This window comes from Pseudomonas sp. SG20056 (assembly GCF_031764535.1).
Classification (GTDB): domain Bacteria; phylum Pseudomonadota; class Gammaproteobacteria; order Pseudomonadales; family Pseudomonadaceae; genus Aquipseudomonas.
On record NZ_CP134499.1, the window covers coordinates 979,354 to 1,001,917 of the forward strand.

19 protein-coding genes, 1 other RNA gene and 1 pseudogene are annotated in these 22,564 nt (G+C 57.1%); 10 read left to right on the plus strand and 11 right to left on the minus strand.

What is annotated here, in order from left to right:
* Window positions 1-125 precede the first annotated feature (125 nt).
* From RHP75_RS04710 to RHP75_RS04730, 5 genes and pseudogenes are all read left to right on the plus strand, one after another.
* Entirely contained in the window at window positions 126-1,223 is a 1,098-nt protein-coding gene (locus RHP75_RS04710; RefSeq protein WP_311090670.1) for a M14 family metallopeptidase, read from the plus strand.
* Between the two features lie 80 nt (window positions 1,224-1,303).
* Window positions 1,304-1,784 (plus strand): annotated as a pseudogene (locus RHP75_RS04715) (IS3 family transposase); the annotation flags it as partial.
* A gap of 321 nt (window positions 1,785-2,105) precedes the next feature.
* On the plus strand, window positions 2,106-3,731 hold the full coding sequence (locus tag RHP75_RS04720) for a DUF4041 domain-containing protein (protein ID WP_311090671.1): 1,626 nt from the start codon (window positions 2,106-2,108) through the stop codon (window positions 3,729-3,731).
* Between the two features lie 198 nt (window positions 3,732-3,929).
* A complete protein-coding gene (locus RHP75_RS04725) occupies window positions 3,930-4,082 on the plus strand; it encodes a hypothetical protein (RefSeq protein WP_311090672.1) in 153 nt (50 codons plus the stop codon).
* A 46-nt stretch (window positions 4,083-4,128) separates the two neighbouring features.
* Entirely contained in the window at window positions 4,129-5,358 is a 1,230-nt protein-coding gene (locus RHP75_RS04730; RefSeq protein WP_311090673.1) for a hypothetical protein, read from the plus strand.
* Window positions 5,359-5,516: 158 nt separating this feature from the next.
* On the opposite strand, the gene RHP75_RS04735 is transcribed toward RHP75_RS04730, so the two are convergent.
* Window positions 5,517-6,059, minus strand: coding sequence for a hypothetical protein (locus RHP75_RS04735; RefSeq protein WP_311090674.1), 543 nt, complete (start codon window positions 6,057-6,059; stop codon window positions 5,517-5,519).
* A gap of 51 nt (window positions 6,060-6,110) precedes the next feature.
* Window positions 6,111-6,455, minus strand: coding sequence for a hypothetical protein (locus RHP75_RS04740; RefSeq protein WP_311090675.1), 345 nt, complete (start codon window positions 6,453-6,455; stop codon window positions 6,111-6,113).
* Between the two features lie 147 nt (window positions 6,456-6,602).
* On the opposite strand from RHP75_RS04740, the gene RHP75_RS04745 reads away from it, so the two are divergent.
* Window positions 6,603-6,950, plus strand: coding sequence for a helix-turn-helix domain-containing protein (locus tag RHP75_RS04745; protein ID WP_033939302.1), 348 nt, complete (start codon window positions 6,603-6,605; stop codon window positions 6,948-6,950).
* Here the strand turns inward: RHP75_RS04745 and RHP75_RS04750 are convergent.
* The 6 genes from RHP75_RS04750 to RHP75_RS04775 form a co-directional block, all read right to left on the minus strand.
* Window positions 6,925-7,275: a hypothetical protein gene (locus RHP75_RS04750; RefSeq protein ID WP_311090676.1), complete on the minus strand. Its 351-nt coding sequence runs from the start codon at window positions 7,273-7,275 to the stop codon at window positions 6,925-6,927. The genes RHP75_RS04745 and RHP75_RS04750 overlap by 26 nt on opposite strands.
* A 42-nt stretch (window positions 7,276-7,317) precedes the next feature.
* Window positions 7,318-7,815: a RadC family protein gene (gene radC, locus RHP75_RS04755; RefSeq protein WP_311090677.1), complete on the minus strand. Its 498-nt coding sequence runs from the start codon at window positions 7,813-7,815 to the stop codon at window positions 7,318-7,320.
* A 41-nt stretch (window positions 7,816-7,856) separates the two neighbouring features.
* Window positions 7,857-8,753 carry a hypothetical protein gene (locus RHP75_RS04760; RefSeq protein ID WP_311090678.1) on the minus strand — a complete coding sequence of 299 codons (897 nt, stop codon included), beginning with the start codon at window positions 8,751-8,753 and terminating at the stop codon, window positions 7,857-7,859.
* A gap of 88 nt (window positions 8,754-8,841) precedes the next feature.
* Entirely contained in the window at window positions 8,842-9,846 is a 1,005-nt protein-coding gene (locus tag RHP75_RS04765; RefSeq protein WP_311090679.1) for a lambda-exonuclease family protein, read from the minus strand.
* An 86-nt stretch (window positions 9,847-9,932) separates the two neighbouring features.
* Window positions 9,933-10,901, minus strand: a complete 969-nt coding sequence (locus RHP75_RS04770) for a DUF932 domain-containing protein (RefSeq protein WP_311090680.1) — start codon at window positions 10,899-10,901, stop codon at window positions 9,933-9,935.
* A gap of 91 nt (window positions 10,902-10,992) precedes the next feature.
* Window positions 10,993-11,319 (minus strand): hypothetical protein, encoded by a 327-nt coding sequence (locus RHP75_RS04775; RefSeq protein ID WP_311090681.1) that lies wholly within the window; start codon window positions 11,317-11,319, stop codon window positions 10,993-10,995.
* Between the two features lie 257 nt (window positions 11,320-11,576).
* Between RHP75_RS04775 and RHP75_RS04780 the strand changes: the two genes are divergently transcribed.
* Window positions 11,577-13,193 (plus strand): dsDNA nuclease domain-containing protein, encoded by a 1,617-nt coding sequence (locus tag RHP75_RS04780; protein WP_311090682.1) that lies wholly within the window; start codon window positions 11,577-11,579, stop codon window positions 13,191-13,193.
* Window positions 13,190-15,373, plus strand: coding sequence for a DEAD/DEAH box helicase (locus tag RHP75_RS04785; protein WP_311090683.1), 2,184 nt, complete (start codon window positions 13,190-13,192; stop codon window positions 15,371-15,373). Before RHP75_RS04780 ends, RHP75_RS04785 begins: the two co-directional genes overlap by 4 nt.
* Before the next feature lie 264 nt (window positions 15,374-15,637).
* Here the strand turns inward: RHP75_RS04785 and RHP75_RS04790 are convergent, their stop codons facing one another.
* Window positions 15,638-17,374 (minus strand): DUF262 domain-containing HNH endonuclease family protein, encoded by a 1,737-nt coding sequence (locus RHP75_RS04790; protein ID WP_311090684.1) that lies wholly within the window; start codon window positions 17,372-17,374, stop codon window positions 15,638-15,640.
* On the opposite strand from RHP75_RS04790, the gene RHP75_RS04795 reads away from it, so the two are divergent.
* Window positions 17,373-17,537: a hypothetical protein gene (locus RHP75_RS04795; RefSeq protein WP_311090685.1), complete on the plus strand. Its 165-nt coding sequence runs from the start codon at window positions 17,373-17,375 to the stop codon at window positions 17,535-17,537. The genes RHP75_RS04790 and RHP75_RS04795 overlap by 2 nt on opposite strands.
* A 120-nt stretch (window positions 17,538-17,657) precedes the next feature.
* Here the strand turns inward: RHP75_RS04795 and RHP75_RS04800 are convergent, their stop codons facing one another.
* Both RHP75_RS04800 and ssrA read right to left on the minus strand, forming a co-directional pair.
* Complete coding sequence (locus RHP75_RS04800) at window positions 17,658-18,905, minus strand: integrase domain-containing protein (RefSeq protein ID WP_311090686.1); 1,248 nt, start codon at window positions 18,903-18,905, stop codon at window positions 17,658-17,660.
* 184 nt (window positions 18,906-19,089) lie between these two features.
* Window positions 19,090-19,481, minus strand: a transfer-messenger RNA (tmRNA) gene (ssrA, locus tag RHP75_RS04805).
* A 147-nt stretch (window positions 19,482-19,628) separates the two neighbouring features.
* On the opposite strand from ssrA, the gene RHP75_RS04810 reads away from it, so the two are divergent.
* Window positions 19,629-22,544 carry an ATP-binding protein gene (locus RHP75_RS04810; protein WP_311090687.1) on the plus strand — a complete coding sequence of 972 codons (2,916 nt, stop codon included), beginning with the start codon at window positions 19,629-19,631 and terminating at the stop codon, window positions 22,542-22,544.
* The last annotated feature ends 20 nt before the right edge of the window (window positions 22,545-22,564 follow it).

Below are 22,564 nucleotides of genomic sequence, written 5' to 3' on the forward strand. Positions count from 1 at the left end.
CCGCCTGGGGCCCGCCCCACTCCCACCACCGCTCCGTCGCCCGGCACAGGCCACAAGCCTGCACCGCAGGCCCGGCCATGCCCGCGAAACCCCGCGGGCCGTTTTCACCACAAGGAATGCCACCCGTGGATCTCTCCAGCTTCTCGCAGAGCTACGCCGAAGCCCGGCAGAAATTTCTCCAGGCCAGTGCCGCCGCCGGCATGGTCGTCGAATCCCACGTCCACCCGCTGCGCGGCCGCGATGGCGAGGAACTGGCGATGGACGTCGCCCGCCTCGGCGCCGCCGACGCCGCCAACCTGCTGATCCTCAGCAGCGCCTGCCATGGTGCCGAGGGTTTCTGCGGCTCCGCTATCCAGGTCGAGCTGCTGCGCGACAGCACCTGGATCGAGCGCTGCAGGCGCGACGACCTGGCCGTGCTGTTCATTCATGCGCTCAACCCGCACGGTTTTTCCTGGCTGCGCCGGGTCACCGAGGACAACGTCGACCTCAACCGCAACTTCCTCGACTTCAGCCAGCCACTGCCGGACAACCCCGACTACCGCGCCATCGCCCACCTGCTGCTACCCAAACGCCAGCCGCCGACCCTGCTCAGCACCCTGGGCCTGATCGGCTACGCCCTGCGCCACGGGCGCATGGCCCTGCAGGGCGCCATCTCGCGCGGCCAGCACAACGACCCGCAGGGTATGTTCTTCGCCGGCACCGCGCCTACCTGGAGCAACCTCACCCTGCAACAGGTGCTGCGCCAGCACGGCCAGCAGTGCCGGCGCATCGGCTGGATCGATGTGCATACCGGCCTCGGCCCGCGCGGTGTCGGCGAGCGCATCTACAAAGGCCGGCAGACGCCGGAAGACATCGCCCGCAGCCGCCGCTGGTGGGGCGCGCAGGTGACCAACAGCGCCGAGGGCAACTCGGTGTCGGCCAGGCTCAACGGCACCATTGACAACGTGGTGCTGCAAACCTGTCCGCAGGCCGAATACAACGGACTGACCCTGGAGTACGGCACCCTACCCGGCCTGCAGGTACTCAACGGCATGCGCGGCGACCACTGGCTGTACCGCAACCCGCAGGCCCCGGTGGCCCAGCAGCAACGCATCAAGCAGCGCCTGCGCGATGCCTTCTACGTCGATGCCGACGACTGGAAACAGCAGATCCTGGAACAGGGCCGCGAGGTGGTTGAGCAGGCCCTGAACGGCCTCTCATCGCCACTGCTAGCTCGCCAGTAGGAAGATTCTACCTGAGGTGCCATAAGCAACCCGGGCTATCCCGAAAAATTTCAAAATCGAAGTAGTTAACCAGGTGGTCGAGCGAGGTGAGTGTTATAGACATAACTTACATCCGCACCTGCGGGGTAGTGGCGATTCATTTGTTTTCGTGGCAGGAAATCAAAGGTCAATGAAGGCGCAGATGTTCAGCAATCTGCCAATTTAAGCATTGCTGATAGCGGTTTGGCGGCGTATGACAAAGTAGGAGGTGATGATTCATTCTCACCAAATTAGCCAGTTCAGCAGTAACGACTGGCAGATCTTTCTGAATGTCTAAAACTTACTTGGCAGCATGAGCCGACGCGGTAAGTGCCACGGCAACGCGGTTGCTGAAGCATCTTCCAGTTGCTAAAACGGGAGCTGGTTAGACGAAAGATCTACAGCACCAGGCAAGATGCCAGAGCCTATCTATTCGATTACATCGAGATGTTCTGCAACCCAAAACGTCGGCATGGTTTCAACAACCAGCTGTCACCGGTTGAGTTTGAGAAGCGACATTTGCTGAGCCTGGAAAGTGTCTAAGAAATCCGGGGCGATTCAATGGTCCATCGAGATGATTGGGCGAGACGTGAGCGTCTTTACACCGTTTTGGATTACCTAGCAAAAGATGACCAGCATCTGCGTGTGAAGCCTGCGGGGGCGCGCTGCCTGCGTAAAGGCATGCTGGGTAGTCATCACCGAGGATGATACGGCCTCAGTGCGTCCCTGAGTCAGCCCTTAGCAGCTCTCGATTGTGGCGGTCTAGAAGAGTTTGCGGGCTATCCCGAAGATGGCACTATGATGGCTGCAGGTCACCTCATTCGCGGTCTCAACTGCCAGTCGTAAGCAAGGGAACCACATTAGATGGAACTTCTCCTCCTCGGTGCCGTTGTGGCGCTGATCTATTTCGTTATCCAGAGTGTCAAACACCAGAAAGCCAGAGCTGCGCTTCTGCTTGAGCGGAGCTATCTGCAGGACAGGGTCAAGCAGCTTGGCGAGCTGACTGAGGCACAGCGTCGTGAAATCGAGGCTTTGCTTGATGAGGCTCGTGTAGCTGCTCAGCGCTATGTCGTTCAGGCAAGCCGACTTACAACTCTCCAGGCACAGATGGAGCGTTACCAGGCTCTTGCCGATGTAGAGGCCGAAGTCGCGCGATTGGATGAAGAAATCAAATCGCAGAAAGACGTGATGCTCAAGACTACCCGCCAGCGGCTAGAGCAAGCGGAGGCACGACTATCAGCAGCGTTGCTTGAGGCCGAGCGAATTGTTGGTTCTGCCCATGTAAAAGCCGAAGAGATTGCAGGTGAGGCCTATGCAGCTGCTGGGCGTCTGAAGGAACTGACGGAAGCGGCTGCCGCGATCAAGAACAAGATCGAAGGCTACGGCGATTCGTACATCATCCCGACCTACCACCTGCTGGATGATCTGGCCGAGGAGATCGGTTACTCCGAGGCTGGACAGAAACTCAAGGATGCCCGCGAGCTTTCCAAACTTATGGTCAAGAATGGACAGGCCGCTGTTTGTGACTATGCCGAGGCAAACCGTCGCACGACGGCGATCCGGTTTGTTACGGACGCATTCAACGGCAAGGTGGACTCGATCCTTTCTCGGGCCAAGTCGGACAACCACGGCACGCTTGAGAAAGAGATCAGGGACTCATTTGCCTTGGTCAATGTCAACGGTGCGTCATTCCGCAACGCCAGGGTCACTGAAGCCTACCTTCAGGCTCGCCTAGAGGAGTTGCGTTGGGCGGCTACTGCACAGGCAATTCGCGATCAGGAGCGTGAAGAGCAACGGAGGCTGCGTGAGCAGATTCGTGAAGAGGAGAAGGCTCGTCGTGAATACGAGCGCGCTATCAAAGAAGCTGCTAAAGAAGAACAGAACCTGCGTAAGGCCATGGACAAGGTCGAAGCTCAGGTAGCTGCCGCTTCCGAGGCGCAGCGTGCAGAGTTCGAAGCCAAGCTGGCAGCTCTTCAGGAGCAGTTGCGTCAGGCTGAAGAGAAGAACCAGCGTGCGCTCTCGATGGCTCAGCAAACGCGCACAGGCCATGTCTATGTCATCTCCAACATCGGCTCATTCGGCGAGGACGTGTTCAAGATCGGTATGACTCGTCGATTGGAGCCTGCTGACCGTATCCGTGAGCTCGGTGATGCCAGCGTGCCTTTTGAGTTTGACGTGCATGCCATGATCTTCAGCGAGGATGCTCCTGGCTTGGAGAAACAGCTGCACCGCCATTTCCTGCGGCAGCAGGTCAACAAGGTCAATCCGCGCAAAGAGTTCTTCCGTTTAGGGATTGCCGACATCAAGCAGGAGCTCGAAGTGTTAGGCGTGCAGACGCAATGGACTATGGCTGCTCAGGCTCGCGAGTACCGTGAAACGTTGCAGATCGAACAGCAGATCCTTGAAAACCCGGCTGTTGCTGCGGAATGGACGCGTCACCAGATGGAGTATGAAAAGGTGGCGGATGAGGCTGAGGCCACCATCGATTGATGCCACTTTTGGGGGACGATGTCGGCAAATTACGGGTTGCAGTCACGGCCATAGGCTCTGACCAGTTATTGGTGTAAGCGGGATGGCGAAACTCTAAATAGAGTTTTCCGAGTTTGCCCCCCTGACCTGTTATCGGTGCCTGCGTAGAGTCGCCTTTGACGCATCAGCGTCTCCACTGACTCTTTACAGGAAACTGAAATGTCCAAGAAATCCGTAAGCAAGCCCATGACCCAAGACGCCAAGGCTCGAATCTATTCGGCAACTGCCCGTGACAATAACGGCATCATCCCGCCGGATAGCTTTGCTTCACGAGCTGCAAGTGCTGCGGACAAGGCAGGCCGCAAACAGTGAACCAAGGATGCCAGGGGGGCTAGCCTCCCCTGGCAGAGGTGCCCAGATGAAACTCCCCGTATCTCCCTATCCCTCAATCGGCGAGATTGTCTATGAAGTTGCCGTTCGTAGCGGCCTAGTGCTGTCTACAGATATCAGCAATCTTTACGAGGATCTGAAAGCATTCAAGGATGACCGTAAACGACCGGGTCTGGACCCCATCGAGATTCCAACAACCATTCTCTACAGCTTGGAAGCGCGCCTGGCTGACTATTTGGGGGATCCATACGCAGCGAATTTGATCTTCGTGGGCGCTCGCCGATGGCTTGAGTTCTATGCCGGGTTTGTAACACGGCACGATGCAGGCCTGCTTGAGCGTCAGCATATGCGTGAGCTCCTCTGGCCAACAATTTTTGGAGTAGGCGGTTATTTGCTTTTGAATGCAGTCTACCTAGTCCTGCCGTTGGTTAAGCCTACTGTCGTTCTGAATAGTTCTGCGCCATTCGGGTGTGTGATCAAAGCGCTATGCACCCGAGGTAGCAAGGATTACAGCCTAATTTGCGAACATCGAGCAAAAGAACACGGCATCGACTTCGATAACTGTCGCGACACGCTGGATGCATGGCTGAAAGGTCCCGCTGTGCCTAATTTAGATCGTGCGCTTGAGCTTCTAAAGGCGTTGGGCCTCGATTATGAAATGGGGCCAAAGCTGTGGGTCGTGGCTGGTCGGTTGTTATCTCGAACGCCACTTGAGTACCGTAAGTCGATCGCCAATCATTTCAGCCTGACAGAACTCACTATTGCTGACGCTGAAGAAGCATTCTTCTGGCGTAAGCGAGAGGTCGCGATGGACAATGTGCGGCAGTACAGCATTGGCCCTGATCGCCCCTACGGTGCTTTGCGCGAAGCGCTCTACAACCCTGATGTGCCGCGCGATGCGGCAGCCGTTCAGGACATGCTCACTCGTCTTGAGCGTACATGGGAGCCTATTGCTGGGCAGACATATCACATCGTCGAATGGCTTCGTGCTCGATTCTTGGTGCTATGCAGGCAAAATGAGAAGGCGCTAGAGCATTACCAGGCAGCCTATAACCTCGGTGTTGGTCGCGATCCTGATATTTTCAAAAATGTGCTCGCAGAGGCACTGGCACTTGCTGGAAAACTAGGTAAGAAAAAGCTGGTGAAACGCTACGACTCTCTGCTTGGTTTGCACTGGATGGGCGAGTGGGATGGGGAATCGAGCAGCCTTCCCGAGCTGTTCGACAAGCGCTTTGACCCTAGGCTGTTTTACGACTGATGCATCATGATTCTGCCAGCTGCCCTTACTGGTGCGGTTAGGGCTAGCCAGGCCACCAGTCTTAGGCTGGAAGCATGTTCTCGATGGCCCAGCTCTGTGCACTAAGCCAAAAAAATAGTCCGCATTAATGCGGACTCTTGATTATCTGGGTGCTCAAGCTATTCCTCTTGGATCTCCGCGACCATGGCATCGAAGCAGGCTTCAGTACCATGATCGACATCCTTTGAGTTGCTTGCTTTGTAGGGCGTATAGCCCCGTTGTGGGCCGACATCGACGCGATACGCAGTCGTGCGACCATTGCTGTCATAGTCCAGATACCAGCCCGATTCGACGATGAAATAACCGTTGGCCCCTTTTCCCATCATCGTGCCCTTCGGAAACCCAGGCTGATTCGAGATCGTCGCGCAGCCGTATTGGTCGCAGAGCACGTTCAACGAGCCGGGTACTTCTTCCAGTGTCTTGGTGCCGGTCTGAGTGTCGATGAAGGGCAGGCGTTTGATCCGTGGCGTACGGTCGCCTGCAGGGCGGCAGTCGTAGCTACCGATGCTTCTGTGTTTCGTGGTTGAGCAGCTAAAGACGTTCTCGCCGACAACGTAGTCCACCTCACGTTGTTGGGCGGTGGCAACGTTGCTCGCTGTGACGGCAGTGATCAGCGTGGCCGCAAGGCCGAAAATCAGTTTGAGGTTTGTGGTCAGGTTCATGATCGAACTCCCTTCGTATGGTGAGCGGCTGGCCACTCGGTATGGGGTGGGTTACTTCTTCTTTTTCTTGTAGCGAACGACGATCCGGTTATGCACCGGGTACTTCTCGATCTCGTAGTCGGGGTTGAAGGTCACCAGGTTGTGCAAGGCAATACTGGTCGCCGAGAGCAATCCGAATGCCCCCGTGACTCCTCCTGCAAAACTGCCGGCTGCCAGGCCAACGCGGCCTACGGTGTAAACGCGACAGGTCAGTCCGGTGACCTCAATCATGCTTTCGACCAGGCGAACGGCCTCGATCAACTTGCCGCTGAGGCCTACGACCTCAAACGACTCTTTGCGGCTGATGAGTTGAGGCAACTTGGCGGTGGCCAAGTCGTCGAATGTCAGTTGTGTCATGGTGAAGGTCTCGCTTATTGCGCAATGAAGGGTTTGCAGTGTCGACTTAGATGGATACATATCGACTCTATGGGTTGGATAACAACCTTTGAAGCCCTTCATGTCAAGAGGATGGCATTCGACCATTCAGGTTGACCTGGAGGGTGTATGCCGAAGTCTGAAGAAACGAACCTGGCCAAAGTGGTGGGCTTGGCGATTGCCAGGCAGCGCATGCTGTGCGAACTGACTCAAGAGCAGGTCGCCGAGCGGCTGGGGATTGGTGGTGAAGCGGTGTCGCGTATCGAGCGTGGCATCGTGATGCCTAACATCGAGCGCCTGATGCAGTTCGCCGAGATATTTGGCTGTGAGGCTGCGGATCTGCTGACCCAAGCCAGCCACCGGCCTGAAGACCAGGCCGTGCGTATCAGCCAGATGCTCAACCAGCTCACACCAGCAGATCGTCAGCTGGTGCTGGAGATGATCGAGCGTCTCACCCAACGCCTGAGTCAGGATTGAGTTCAGGTTCGGGTGCCCGGTTAAACAGCGCCCCGCAACGCAGGCACAGGCAATCGTGTTGCATGAACTGAAAGCGCCGGGTGTCTTGCAGAAAGGGTTGGTTCTCAGCCCACTGCCGCTGAGCCAGTTCAATCCCTTGCGTTACAAATCCCAGCACCTGTTCCAAGTTGATCGGCTCCACTCCAGGTGACGCAGCCTTTAGGCCGGAAGGTCGCCGTGCCGCATTCATAAAACCGCCTATTACGCTGGCCAGTATGACCAGCGTGCCGACCGATTCGTTGGACAGCACAGCGGATGATTCACAGATCAAGCAGCGTGTGGACATGATCGCTCCTCGGGGCGTGATGGTGCCCGCAGCAAAGGGTGGTTAGAGCAAGCCCTGTTCAGCCAGCGACACGATGCCTTCTGACCCCACGATGAAGTGGTCCAGCGTGGTGGTGCCGACCATGGCCAGGGCGTTTTTGAGTGTCTGTGTCAGGCGTATATCTGCCTGGCTGGGCGTGGGATCGCCGGAAGGATGGTTGTGCACCAGGATCACAGCCGCGGCGTTTTGCGTTAGCACTGTTTTGATCACTTCACGCGGATAGACGCTGGCTGCGTCGAGGGTGCCGCGAAACAGCTCCTCGAAGCTGATCACTCGGTGTTTGCTGTCGAGCAGCAACACCGCGAAGACTTCGTGTGGCAGATCCTGCAGCAACACCTGCAGGTGCTCCCTGACTTTGTGTGGATCAGTCAGCGCGCGGCCTTTACTCAGTCGGTGTGTGGCTAACTGCTGGGCTATGCGCAGGATGTCGTTTTCGCTGACGGGCGAATCCACCAGGTAACTGCCGGCGACTTCACCGGCTCTGAGCTTGTGAAATTTCATGGTGTGTCTCCGGATGGCGAGCCGATTCGGCCCGCCCGTGGTTAGGCAGATGGTTCGAGCTGTTGGGATTGGGCTTCGAGTTTCTCAGCGAGTGACTGGGTGTGAACGGTGCTGTCGGGTTTCGACGCGGCGGGCTGACCGTCCGGAAAGAACTCTTCAGCAATGGCGCTGCTGTCCTCGCCGTCATCTTCGAAGATGCCGTTGCCCAGACCGACACGCGCGGTGGCATCCAGCGCGGTCTGATCAAAGCCCGCTGCCTGACGTGCCTCATCCAGTTCACGAGCAGTGAGTAACGCTTGCTCCACGGTCATGCCGCTGCGCAGCGTCAGATCGACGTAAAAGATCGGCGTGCCATGGCTCTGCCGGGTGGATTTGCCACGTAGACGCAGCTCCAGCGGCAGGCACGCCAGACGATCACCTGAGATGGCCCGGAAGTACTGCAGTCGGGCAATCAGCGTGCGGATGCTATTGAAGCCCGTGGTGCGAAACACGAAGCTACCCAGGGCATCCTCATCACCGATCACCACATTCATCCGTCCGTAGGGCTTGCAGGCATTGCCCTTGGCCAGCGGGCAGGCATCGGGTGACGGGCAGGGCAGCGATTGGACGCCGTCCTTACCGATGCGCTTGCAGGTCTCACCGTTACCGACACACACCGGTCGACCGTTCTGCCGATCAAACAGGGTGTAATCAGCGCGGAAGTTCAGCTCCGGTTCGTTGAACAACAAGCGCACCGGGATACTGCGCAGCTTGTCGTCTTTCCCCTGGCGCAGTTCGTCATTGAGCGGGTGCAGCAACCAGCCGTCTTTGCCCTGCACCTGAGAGGTGATGGTGAATTGATCGTCTTTCTCCGGCAGGCGCTTTCCGTTCTTCTCGACGACCTTGCCGATGGAGATGCGTCCGAGCACAGGAGGGGTAATTGCCAGACCTTTGAGCATGATGGCGTTCCTTGAAATAAAAAAGGCCAGCCAGCAGCGCGAACTGCATGGACTGGCCAAGGGGGAGGGATTGAGTGGAAGAGGGTGATCAGCCGATAAGAAAGCGCCGGCTACCTTCCTTGAGCTTTGGATAGCGGGCCTGCAGGTAGGGCTTTTCCTGGAGCAGGCGCTCGACATCGAGCACGGTGCTGTCCTTGGCTTTGCGCCAGCTCACGTAGCCGCTGGAGAAGTCGGCACGGGTGGATTCACCCATGGCTTGCTGCAGCATCTGCTTGAGCTCGGCTTCGCGCTTTTCCTTCTCAGAGATTGATTGACGCACAGCCTTCAGTTCCAGGAAGGCCGCTGCCAAGCCGGCGTTACCACTGAAGTCGACGACCTGGCCGTTGTCCTGCGGATACAGGCAACGCAGCGCCAGCTCAGCCGATGCACTGCCATCTGCGGGCGGTGGGGTATCCGTTTCGACGTACTGCCAGAAGCGGCGCTCCAGTTCGATGAGGCGAGCGATCATCTGCTCGTCCCGCTCGATGCGATGGATCTCCAGCGTCTGACCACCGAGCAACACCGCCACATCAGCCGCCTGCTTGCCGGTTACGGCGAGCTGGTGCATCACCTGCAACTGCACATATTCGGGGACGCCTTCTTTCCAGAGGCGTGCCCCGTTTATGCCGGCTGTCTTGCATTCGAGGATCTGCACCTCGTCTGTACCAATCACCTCGCGATCGATGTTGGCCAGCATCCAGGGCAACTCCGGATTAGGATGCTGCAGCACGGCGTTGATGCGACGTACCTTGTGCTTCGTGCGCTTGCTGTAATGCCAAGCCACTATGGGCTCCAGCACGTTGCCCCAATAAGTCGGGTTTTCCTCGTCATGGGGATCAGTCTTCGGCAGGTTGCTGTCGCGGCCGGTTTTCTCCAGCCACAGCTCCAGCTGAGATTTGTAGGGATTGAGGCCGACCGCCGCCGCTGCATCCGAACTGCCGATACCTTTCTTACGGATCTGCAGCCAGTCCTCGCGCGGCAGCTCCTTGGTGCTGACCAGACGCAGGGCAGGGCGTTTCTTGCTGGTGCTGCCATTCAATGACGTTGCTTTCATGGTGTTCACCTCGCGGACACAAAAACGCCCGATCAGCGCTGAACTGACCGGGCGTTAGGGATTGGATGAAATGGAAAAGGGGAATCTCAGGCGACCAATTGCAGGGCCGCATCCAGAGCGCGTTGCTTGACCTGAGCGCCTTGGCCAAACCAGGCCGAGTCAAGGCGGTACTCGGTGCTGCGAGCACGACGCTCATGATCGACGTACTCGGTCACCGCGTTGAGCAGGCCCCATGCAGTGCCGCGAGCCGACTCCAGATCCGAACCACGCCCGCGTCCTTCGTACAGCTCCTGCACGCGGCGCAAAGCGCGTTCGTTGGGCAACTGCTCGGGCAATTGCCCGGTCGGACTGACCTCGCACAGCACGTTCATGAAGTAGCCCAAGGCCTCATGCCACTGCACCTTGCGTTCAGCCAGTGCGCGCATGCGGTACATGAAGTCGTCCCATTGCGAGACGGCGATGCCGAGTTGCTTCTTCACCACCTTCGGATCGAAGCGGGTGTTATGTGGCACCTTGATCGCACGGCTGGTGCCGTCCAGGGCCACCGTCAGGGTGTTGTTGCACACCACGCGCACGGTGGTTGGTGTCGCCGTGGTCGCCAGGGTGCCGTCACAGGAAGTCGCCAGCAGCAAGTAGCCGTTCACCCGGTCGTTGCCCTTGATTGAAGCGCCTTGTCCGGTACGCGCCAGCGCCCAGAACTTACGACCGCCCTTGAGCACGCCTGCCGTTTCCAGCTCATAACCGGATACTTCGGTCAGATCGCGATAGAACTCCAGCACCTCGCGCGGTTGCACGGTGTGATAGCGGTTGGAGACGACCGATAACGGAGCCTTGGTATCGGAGCGGTAGAGCACCTTCTGCTCTGGGAAGGAATGGATCGCGCCCAGGTGCCCGACTGCATCGGACTTGAAGTGCACGGGGCTTTCCATGATTTGCCAGTCCATGCCGGCTTCACGCTGCCAGACCTCGATAGGTTGCTTGCGAGGCAGGTTGTTGCCCAAGCCATGCCAGGGAGTGGCGCCGACGTAGGCCATTTGTTCGACTTGATGAGCCATGATGAATTTCCTTTGAGCAATAGCCGGCATAAAGCGCTGCGCATGGCGCAGCACCGGCATTTAGAGATGAATGAGAGAGAAGGGCGCCGGATCAGACCGGCTGGTTAAAGCGGTGACCGCAGTTCAGGCAGAGGTTGTGGGCCAGCACATGACGGTCGAGTTTTTCGCCAAGCTGAGCGCCCATCGCACAACCACCAGCAGCGCCAACCAGTCCGTTGAGAATGGCCGATGAGAGGGCATTGAGGTTTACGTTGGGAGGCTTGGCGAGGCCGCTGCTGGGAATGGCCGGGCCGGTAAGCAGGATTGTACCGGCACCACGCAGCGCACCGCCCAGCATGCCGATGAAGGCAGCAATCCGCATGGCGGTGAGGTGCGTAGAGACCTGAGAAGAGCCGCAGCTCGGGCAGTGCAATGACATGGTTGAAGACTCCATGGTGGGGATGTCATTGCGGTGATGTGTGACTGAGAGTTTTTGGAATCGAATAGCCGCTTCGTGGGAGCGAAACTATAGCTGCGATAGGGCAGCTGTCGGCCAAAAGCGGACGCGAAACCGTTGCCACTGCTACGGTGACCGGCCGCCCTGCCTCTTGGCATTTGGGTGGCCAGGTGCCGCCATCGCATGGACTATGGCCTCGGAATCCCCTAGATTCTCGGCAAATTGTCACGGACGTCGAGATGGAATCAAATGATTCGGGCGGTGTTGCCGCCAAGCACGGTTTTCTATTCCAAGACTGTGTAGCCGCTTACCATGTAACTCGAATGCTTCGTGATAAGACTATCCGCAGTGTTCGCTGCGAGGTCACAGACGATATCGACATCGTATCTGACGGGCACGTCGACTTCGTGCAGGTGAAAAGTACCGAGAAAACGCGCTGGAATATCTCCGACATCGTCAAGAATTCCAAGGGGGCCGATAAGAAAACAATCCCCTGCAGTTCGATATTGCACAAATCGATGCAGTGCGAGTCCGATCCCGGTCTGTCCCGAAGGTATTCGATCATCACCGAAGATAAGGTGAACAAAACTCTGGAGTACCTGACAATCAGCCCAACAGCCAGGGCGGGTAAGTCCGGAAGGCAGGAACTGATCGACGACCTCAACAAGCGCACGGGGGGCTACCAGACTGCGTCAGGTGTGAGCGTCGCCGCCTGGGTCGACGCGGCCATCTGGCAGGTCTATCACTCAGTCCGCGAACTGGAACTTCTGGGGATCAAAAACATACGGATGGCCTCCCAGGATCTGCACGGCGTAATTCTCAGTTCTGAAACCGTCGCCGAAGACATATGGCGACGTATCCTCGACACCGTGACGCGCAAGGGCGAGCATTCACGGCGGATCCACAGTGTTGATGACAAGTCCTACACCCGACCTGACCTCTTTGATTGGTTCAAGTTGCGCGTCGAGGATGACCAGTCTCGATCAGGCCGAAAGATCTATGTCAGACGGGACTTGCCCCACATCCTTATGCCATTTAGAGCACCTTTGGCTTCGGTCTGCGCTAAGCGTAAGGGGCAGGTTCTGCATCAGCAGTATTCACTTAAGCGATACCGCTACAAACACATCGTGGACAACGTCTGCCAATGGTTGGATGAGGTCTTTCTTCGGCCAAAAGAAATGGCCGATATCCACAAGCTGACGCTCGTGGAAAAGCGCGAGCGGCTGCGAACGTCTGTCTTCAAATCACTCCACGATGTTGGGGAGTTTCTAGGCCGCGTGCTATTGCACGCCACGATCAGGCAGCACCATGAAAGCCAGCCCATACCCTGCATGCTGCACGTGGAAAGACCAGGGCCAGAAAAAATCCTTGAAAACGTGCACATCGTTCGCCGCGATCCGGAAGGTGATCAACTCTGGATTGGCTTCAGCGAGTTAGTGACTGATACCGACATCGCTGTCCGGTTGCCGGAGATACGGGATCGTCTCTATGAGGACATCTCGGATTGCTTCGATTCTGCGCGCAGCAAGATCCTCGACGTCAAAGACGATGACTACCTGCTTCGCCATGACATCGACGAAATCCTCGATGGCAGCCGGCCCTTTGATGCCCACCTTGATCGCTTCACTTTCGTCCTATTCGTAGGATATGACTCTCACCTGCTTACCGACCCTGAAACACCGGGGCACGAAGATGAATTGGAGCGGGAAACGGTAGCGCTATTTGAGCAATTCGCCGCCGACCTCATGGAGAATTCTCCGTTCGCGGATCTGTGCGTACACGTATTTCTCTACCCCGCTCCGAGCCTTGAGCGGCTAACCAAATTGGTCGAGGAAAAAGTAAGGGCGGTGGTATGACACAGGTGTATGAACAGGCGAAGCACAGCCTGCAGAGTGAGGATTTCTCGTCCTTCAGGTACCTATCCGCGATCAACACGTTGCTGTCCAACCCTGTGTCGTACGACCTGGGCCGAGACTTAATCGTACGGGCCCTAGATGCGCGCGATCGTTTCTCTGACCACATTATCCTCCTGAAAAATATGGTGAGAAAAGCAGGCCTGTTCCCATACCTGAAAAAGGAGTTCTCCGACCTTACGCCGGAAGAGCTGAGGGTTCTGGATTTGTACCGTACGCCGTTCTCGAACAGTTACGTTTTTCACTCGATGCAATTCCACATATTCGATCTGCTCAAGGCTGGTCAGAATGTGGTGCTCAGCGCGCCTACAAGCATGGGAAAAAGCGCCATCGTGGACTCGCTGCTTGGCCTGGGTGACATAAAGCGGCTCGTCTTGGTTGTTCCGACCGTGGCGCTTGCCGACGAAACGCGTCGCCGCTTGCAGGTGCGGTTCGGCGAGCGTTACCAGATCATTCACCACAGCTCGCAAGAGTGTCATTCCGATCGGGTCATCTACGTCCTGACGCAGGAGCGGGTGAACGAGCGAGACGACATTGCCGATATCGACCTCTTCGTCATCGACGAGTTTTACAAGCTGGCATTCCGAGAACTCAAAAACGGCAAAGTGGATTACAAGGACGAGCGAGTTATTGAGCTCAATATCGCGCTGAGCAAGCTGCTGAAAGTCTCCAAGCAGTTCTACCTGACCGGGCCGTTCGTCAACAGCATTCGCGGACTAGAAAAACTTGGCTACCCACACACTTTCATTTCCACCGACTTCAACACGGTCGCACTCGATGTCCAGACCTTTGGCATCAAAGCGAATGAGGATGAAGCGAAACTCAACGCGCTGGCGGAAATTGCGCGCGCATGTGTCGGCGCAACGATCATCTACTGCAAGTCGCCAACTGTGGCCGGGCTCGTTGCACGCGAGCTGATCAGGCTCGGACATGGCACGCCGACTGAGAGTCCTCATATCGATTGGGTGAGCAAAGAGTTCGATGCCGATTGGGACTACACCATTGCCCTGAAGAACGGCATTGGGTTGCATTTTGGTGCGCTGCCGAGGGCCCTACAGCAATACACTGCCGACCAGTTCAATGCGGGAAACCTGCGCTTCTTACTCTGCACCTCCACTATCATCGAAGGCGTTAACACCGTCGCGAAGAATGTCGTGATTTACGATAACCGTGATGGTACTCGCAGTATCGACAAATTCACCCACGGAAATATCAAGGGGCGCGCCGGGCGGATGGGCGTTCACTTCGTGGGAAAAATCTTCTGTCTGGAGGAAATTCCGGAGGACAATCTCAACCAAGAGGTGGAGATTCCGCTCGGTATTCAAGACGTCAAAACCCCGATCAACCTCCTAGCGAGCGTTCAGCCAGATCATCTGTCCGAGTTTTCACAGGATCGCTTCGATGAAGTTTTCACGAGTGATCGCGTCTCTATTGACCTCGTGAAGAAACACTCGTACTTCCGCGTTGAGCAGTTCGAAGAGCTGCAAAGCATGGTCGAGATGATGGACGACACCGAATTCGCCACTCTGGTGTTTCACTGGGCTCCTGCGACTAATTTCCTCAAGACCTTCGCGAAGATCATCGCCAGGCTGGTACCCCAAACGTTCACTCGCAACGGAGTCACGGTTAAACCAACGGACGTTATGGTCGCCAAGCTCGCTGGCTACCTCAACGCTTCGAGCTATTCGGACTACCTGAAAAGCCAGATTGATTACGCACGGAAATGGGTGGCTGAAGGGGAGAAGCGCACGCTTTCCGGCGCGCTCAACAATGATTTGAAGATCATTACCAATACCTTCGGTTACACGTTACCCAAGCTGCTCAGCTTGATGGAGGATGTCGTCAAGCGCCAAGCGCTGAAGCAAGGTATCCGCAGCAAGATCGATTACACGCACGTCAAAATGGCATTCGAAAGCTTCCATCTACCAGCAGGCGTCAATGCCCTGGAGGAGATCGGTATTCCCATTCAGACGTTACACCGTCTGGCAGACTTGCTGGAATTTCCCAATCAGGCTGATGTAGATCAGTTGGGCCAGTATCTTCGGGATACTCAGGAAGTCTGGAGTCGGTCGATTGGGTACGTGGATTTGACTTTCATCAGGCGCGCGCTCGGTATTGGATGACATCAGCCCCGAATTCCAGCAATGGCTTGTTAGCCCTGAAGAAGCAGCCAGTAAATATAAGGGGGCTGATTAATTTTCCGGCAGCCACCGCCCGCTTTTGGCCGGTTGCGGCTCATTGTCAGAGGCGGCAGTCGGCGATTAGCAGGTTTCGGGTGTCTACGATTGCTGTGATGTCGAAGAGACGCGAGCTTTTGCGATTAGCTACGAAGAGCGGCTAACGCGGAGTAAACTCGCCCCCATTACACAGAATGCTGCACACCCTCGTCATTCCTCACTCCACCACTTCTCCAGGCCCTGCTCTAGGCGCCATGCCTTTGCCAATCGCTCAAACAACTCCACCCTGCGGACTTTCAGTTCTGTGAGCGTCCACTGGGAATAGCTGCGCACCTCGTTGGTGAGGGTGAAAGCACAGGTATCACCGGATGCGAAGTACTTGGTCTTCTTCTTATCGAAGTCATAGTTTTGCGCTGCCGAGTTTTTACGCGAATTGAGCAGTACCAGGTTCGCTAGACTGTGCACCCAGGCCGCATGATCATCAGCATCGTGGAACCATTGCGCCCACTGCGACCCAGGCGCGATGGTTTGCGGACAGACGTGCTCAACCGAAATAACCGGATAGTCGTAGTTGGCCGAGCCATCGGTGGAAGCTTGTTCAAGACGAAGCAGGAGCGGTTTAACTACCTTAGAGACGAGGTACACATTCCCGTCCAGTGCATCAAAGAGCATCGCCGCTTCAGCCTGCTCAATATCCAATCCTGTGGAGCGTTCCCGATGGGTCAAACGAACTCTGGGCTCAGCCGGCGGGTCGAGATCGTCCAATACATCGGCATAGCGCGACATACGTGCGTTGACATCGGCGCGTGTCAAGAACAGAAAGTAGGCAAGCCTTTCGAGGTGGAATACAAATTCTGGAACGTCGATGTCAGCCCCACCATTGCTCTGGCGCAGGCAAAGCAGTAGAGGCGGTAACCAGTCCCGGTTGTCCAATCTCTCCAAGGAGCGCACCAGATCGGCTCCCTTGGCACCGAAACGCTTACGCAGTTTCTGGTCATCCATCGCCAACATCAGAGCGTCAGCATAGGGCTCCAAGACCGCATCAATGAATCCGACCGGATTATCGCGAAACACTGGGACATGAACAGGAAAGCCGCTTTCAAGCGCAGAGCGAGGTTTGTCACGCTCATAGATCATCCGGATGTGCGTGAACAAAGCACTGAACTTGTCGCGGCCGAGTGCTGTTTCAATCTCCTCCCAGCGTTGAGACAGAAACGACTCCTTATCGGCACCTGCTCGCTCAAGCAGGTCGGCTTTGAGGATATCTGTGGCCGAAAGATCGAGGCCGCGAGCATTCAAAACGGTAAAGATGCGCCGCGCGGCGGTATCAGAGGGAACTTCGACAACCACGAGATAACAGTTCTGCAGCAGGAAACGCAGCAACTCAGCGCGCCCCTCCTCACCCATAGCCTCTAACCGATCACGGATGAGCTTTGCGTTTTCAACGATGCGTGCCTTTGCGTCTGTCAGACCATCCAAGGACGGCAGCTGGTCAGTCGCTCCACGTGTCTGAATGTGCTTTTCAAAAAAGCCCTGGTCCTTCTGCCGCAGCTGCAGACGCAAAGCCTCTGGGATACCTTCATCCTCATTAGCTACCTGTTTGATGTACCGCTCTCGCTGCGCTTTCTTCTCAGCGTCTGTCGTCAGGTCGCGAATGACACTGAACAAGATCGTCAGCGTGGTTAGGCGCTGCTGACCATCGACCACACGCGATGCAGGACTTCCATGTGCCTTCACCAAAACAATGCTACCCAGGAAGTAAAAGCCGCCCGCCGCAGAATCTTGCGCCATGGCGTCCTTCAAGTCCGCCAGCAACTCCTCAGCCTGAGTCTTCTCCCATGCATAAGGGCGCTGATAAGCCGGGATAGTAAAGGCGTACTCTTTGGAAAAGGCTTCCGCGACTTTCTTGTGTGCGGCCTCAATTCGCAGCTGCGAAGCATCAAGCATGGAACCTCCTTTTTGGTATTGGTCCGACGTGCCTTCGCTGGCACAGATGTTCCCCGCGGATGACTATCTGCTGTTTGTTGGTGGCAACGCCGCTGGAGTGATCGAGGTTCAAAAGGCAGACATTTCCTTGAGTAAAGTTGCTGAGCAGTCGGCCAGCAGGTAGGCAAAATTCGCTAGCTGCCAGAGTGCCACAACCTGCAAAGATGCGCCAAAGGGAGCTCAGCAGTTCAAGGTTGCGGGCGCCTTATCAACTGTCCGCTATCGGCCGATAGCCGACAGTTTGTCACCGTATCGAAACGACTTTTCTCTCCTTGGTTGCAGATACTGAAAGACTGCCGGTTGCAGCCCTCTGAATATGCTCACTCCACCAGGTCATCATCGGGCGTCTCCGCTCGATGTAGTCCGCACGGTTGTAGGCACTGCGCACTTCGTCCTTATCCACATGCGCCAGCGCTACTTCGATCAGCTCAGGCTCCCAGCCGTGCTCGTTGAGCGTTGTACTGGCCATTGATCGCATTCCGTGGCTGACCAGGCGTCCCTCAAAGCCCATTCGCTTTAGGGCCATGTTGGCCGTTTGGCTATTGCAGTGAGTGCGCGGATTGCGGTCAGCAGGGAACACGTATTCACGGTGCCCGCTATAGGGTTTGATCGCTTCAAGAATGGCCAATGCTTGATCTGTAAGCGGCACCGTATGCGGGCGACGTTTTTTCATGCGCTCAGCCGGGATCGTCCAGATCCTTTTCTCGAAATCGATATCAGCCCAGCGAGTAGTGGCAGCCTCAACGGGGCGAGTCATCGTATGCAGTTGCCACTCGATCAGGCATCGAGTGGTTCTTTTTATGCTGGCGTTCGCGATTGCAACCATGAGCTCTTTGAGCTCATCGGGGTGTAAGGCCGGCATGTTCTTTTTCTTCGGCTTTTTGAACACGCTACCAATCCCGGTAAGTGGGTTGGCGGGTATCAGGCCTGAGTTGACCCCGTAGGTCATGATCTCGTTGAGTCGCTGTGTAAGGCGTTTGACGGTTTCCAGGCTGCCTTTAGTTTCGAGCGGCTTGAGAAGGCTGATGACCTTCGGCGCTGTTATGGACGCGATCGGTGTAACGCCCAAGTCGGGGAAGACGTGCAACGTAAGCGAGCGCCAAATGTCTTCGGCGTAGGCGGGGGTTACCGCATCTTTTTTGAGCTCATACCAGGACGTCGCTACGTTCTGCAGCGTGTGTTCAGTTGCGGCCTTTTTGGCCTGTCGATCTGCGTCGCGTCTCTCTTTGGGATCAATGCCCTGTGCTACGAGCTCACGCGCTTCAATGGTCAGTTTGCGGGCTTGAGCAAGGCTTACTTCCGGGAAGGTGCCGAGCCCCATATTCAGTCGCTTCTTGGTGATGGGGTGGATGTAGTTGAAATTCCACAACCTTGATCCATTGATTCTCACTCGCATCTGTAGGCCGTTGCCGTCAGTCAGGGTGTAGTCCTTTTCTTTGGGCTTTGCGGCTTTGACCTTCAGGTCTGAAAGGCGCGTTGTTGCGGCACCCATGGTGTACTCCAGTGCGATTTGTGTATTCCAAAAAATACCGGCTTAGGGCTTGGAATACAATTTGGAATACACGAAGGCATGGATGCAGTCAGACGTCTTTGTACGTCTATGACGCTGAAGGTCCCGTATTTGCTGGGTTTCAGGCACAAAAAAAGACGTCCGTGGACGTCTTTAGATGTTGTAATGGTGGAGCCGGGGGGATTTGAACCCCCGTCCGCCAGTTCTCCACTTTCGGTACTACATGCTTAGCCGTGTCTATTGAGTTAATCCGCAGCCGCCCGACGGGCAGGGTGCTTTGGACGAGTTGTGTAAGTTTTAGCCGCTTTGTCCACAACGTACTACGCGGCGATCCTGTTCTGCATGACAATCACTTCAGGTTTACAGGCATCCCCTAGTGATCGCTGGAGCCGAAGCTACCAGAAGGACTAGTCGCGCCGCTTACGCAGCGAGAGCGTAGCCCTCGTAGTTTTCGTCATTGGCAACTATAGAAAGTTGCAACAGTGGATTTACGACTTCTGTTACCAAGTCGGCATGCACCTAGAGCTTCGCTACCGGCGTCGAATCCTAATCGGCCCCAAAGCTTTTGCTGCTGGTACTGGGACGCGAGTTTACGCCAAAGGTTCCACAGCGTCGACCCGACAATTGCCTGGCGGACGCTGATTGGGCTTGCCGGCTATGATTGCATCCTGCACATTCGCTATGTCTTCTGGATGAGACCCTCGTATGCCGCGCGCGTCGCGTTACCCTTTGCGTCAGTGGATCTGGCGCGCTTTTGTGCAGAGTGCCCTGATTCCGTTGATTCTGGTCGAGTCGGTGTTGATCACGGTGTACCTGCTGAGCAACGCGGCGATTCGCGATGCGCAGATCGAGCATTTGCAGCAGAGCGCGTTGGATGATTTGTCTGCGGCGGTGGTGCGTGAAGGCCAGGTGATCGATGGCCGCCTGCGTTCGGTGGAGGCGCAGGTACAGATATTCCGTGATGCTGCGCTCAATGCTCTGGATAACCGTAGGTTTGAGCCTGATGCGCTGGAGCGTCAGCGGCATGCGTTAACTGAAAACGGTGTGTTCTACAGCCGTAGCGATGATGGCCGGGCGGCCTCCTTTTATGCCAACAGCACGCCGTTGGCCCAGCAGGATCACGCCAAGGCCCTGCGCCTGTCGCAGCTCGATCCTTTGATGCGTTCGATCCAGGCCGCCAACCCGCGAGTGGCGGCGGCCTATTTCAATACCTGGGACAGTTACAACCGCATCTACCCCTTTTTCATGACGCCCGAGCAGTATCCCCATGACATGGTGATACCCGATTACAACTTCTATTACCTAGCGGATGCCAAGCACAACCCCGAGCGCAAGGTAGCCTGGACCGATGTCTACCTCGACCCGGCAGGTATGGGCTGGATGATGTCTGCAGTGGCGCCGGTGTATCGCGGTGATTTCCTCGAAGGGGTGGTGGGGCTGGATATTACGGTCGGGCAGATGCTGGGTGAGATTGGCGAGCTGGATGTGCCCTGGCAAGGCTATGCCATGCTGGTCAGCCGCGATCACAACATCATGGCCTTGCCTAGTGCTGGCGAAGAGGATTTCGGCCTGCGTGAGCTGACCGAATATTCCTATGCCGAGGCGGTACGCCGCGAGGTGCTCAAACCCGAAGACTTCAGCCTGGCCAAGCGCGCCGAGATGCAGCCGCTGTTACAAGCCATGGCGGCGGGGCAGAGCAATGTGCAGGAAGTGGTGCTGGGCGGTCGCAATCGGCTAATTGCCTGGAGCGAGATCCCGCAGACCGGCTGGCAACTGCTGCTGGTGGTGGATGAGGAGCACATCTTCAGCGAGACCAATCGCCTGGCCGAGCGCTACCTGCATATTGGCTACCTGCTGATTGTCGGCCTGGCGCTGTTCTATCTGCTGTTCTTTGCCCTGATGTGGCTGCGCTCGCGGCGCTTGAGCGAGCAGCTGGTGCGACCGATTGACGGGATTGTTGGGATGATGCGCGAGCTGGGCCAGGGCAACTATCAGCCCACTGCGCCGAGCAGCCAGATCCGTGAGCTGGTGAGCATGGCGGAGGCGGTGCAGCAGACTGGCGAGCAGTTGCAGGCCAGTGAAGCACAGCGTGTGGAGGCGCAACGAATTCTCCAGCTGGTGCTGGAAAGCACCACGGAAAGCCTCTGGGAGGTCGAAGCGGAGACGATGAGCATCACCCTCAGTGAGCGCTTCCTCCGGCGCTTTGGGCTAACTCACTCGAACATGAGCTTCAGTGCGTTCAACCAGCGCGTGCACCCCAATGATCTGGAACGCATTCGCCATCTGCGTCAGCTGTTCGCCAGCAGTGGCGAGGACCGTTTCGAGGCGGAGTACCGCTACGCCGATGCTCTGGGTGAGTACGTCTGGCTGCTCAGTCGCGGCAAGGTGCTGGAGCGCGATAGCGAGGGCCGTGCACTGCGCGTTGCCGGTACCCATGTGGATATCACCCGGCTCAAGCAGGTGCAGGAAGACCTGCGCCGCGCCAGTCTGGATGCCCAGGCTGCAAGCCAGGCCAAGAGCCGTTTTCTGTCGAGCATGAGCCACGAGCTGCGCACGCCGCTCAATGCGATCTACGGCTTTGGTCAGTTGATCGAGATGGAGGCGCAGGACAAGCCCGAGGCCAAGCTGGAGGCCGATTACGCCCGCGAGATCGTCAATGCTAGCCGTCATCTGACTTCATTGGTGGACGATATTCTCGACCTGTCGAGCATCGAAAGCCGCCGTCAGCAGCTTAAATTGCAGCCGGTGGAAGTCGGCGCCCTGCTGCATGGCTGCGCCGAGCTGGTACAGCCGGAAGTGCAGCAGCGTCAATTGCAGCTGCAGGTACTGGCTGAAGCCGACGCTGGCCTGTATGTACAGGCAGATGTGCGCCGGGTGCGCCAGGTGGTGCTCAACCTGCTGTCCAATGCGATCAAGTACAACAGCCCACAGGGGCTGATTCGCATGGGTTATGAGGTGCGCTCGAACTGTGTGCGTTTGTGGGTCGAAGACAACGGCGCGGGGATGACGGCCGAGCAGCAGGCCAATCTGTTCCAGCCGTTCCAACGTCTGGGGCGGGAGAACTCCAGCATTCCTGGCACTGGGATCGGCCTGGTGCTGTGCCGTGAGCTGGCCACCTTGATGGCCGGCGAAATAGGCTTTAGCAGCAACGCCGGTACGGGCAGCCGTTTCTGGATCGACCTGCCCGGCGCGGCGGCACCGGCGGCACCGGCTGTTGCCGATGTGGAGTCCATGTCGGCGCAACCCAAGCAGCTGGCCGAGGTGCTGTGTGTGGAAGATCACCCGGCCTGCCTCAAGGTGGCTCAGGAAGCCTTGCGTGAATTTGCCGAGGTGCGTGGCGCAGGCTCGGTGCAGCGGGCATTGGCTGAGCTGGAGCACTGTACGCCGACCCTGCTGTTGCTTGATCTGGATCTACCCGATGGCGACGGCATGCAAGTGCTGGATGCCATGCGCCTTAACCCTCGGTTGCAGGCGGTGCCGGTGTTGGTGATCAGTGCTGCGGCAGATGAGGCGGTGTTTGCCGAAGCACGCCAGCGCGGTGCCCAAGCCTGCCTGGCCAAGCCGATTGACCTGGCCCAGGTGCGCCGCGTGGCGCTTAGCCTGCTGGGACAGGCGCTCTAAGCAGCGCCTGCTCTGCCGCT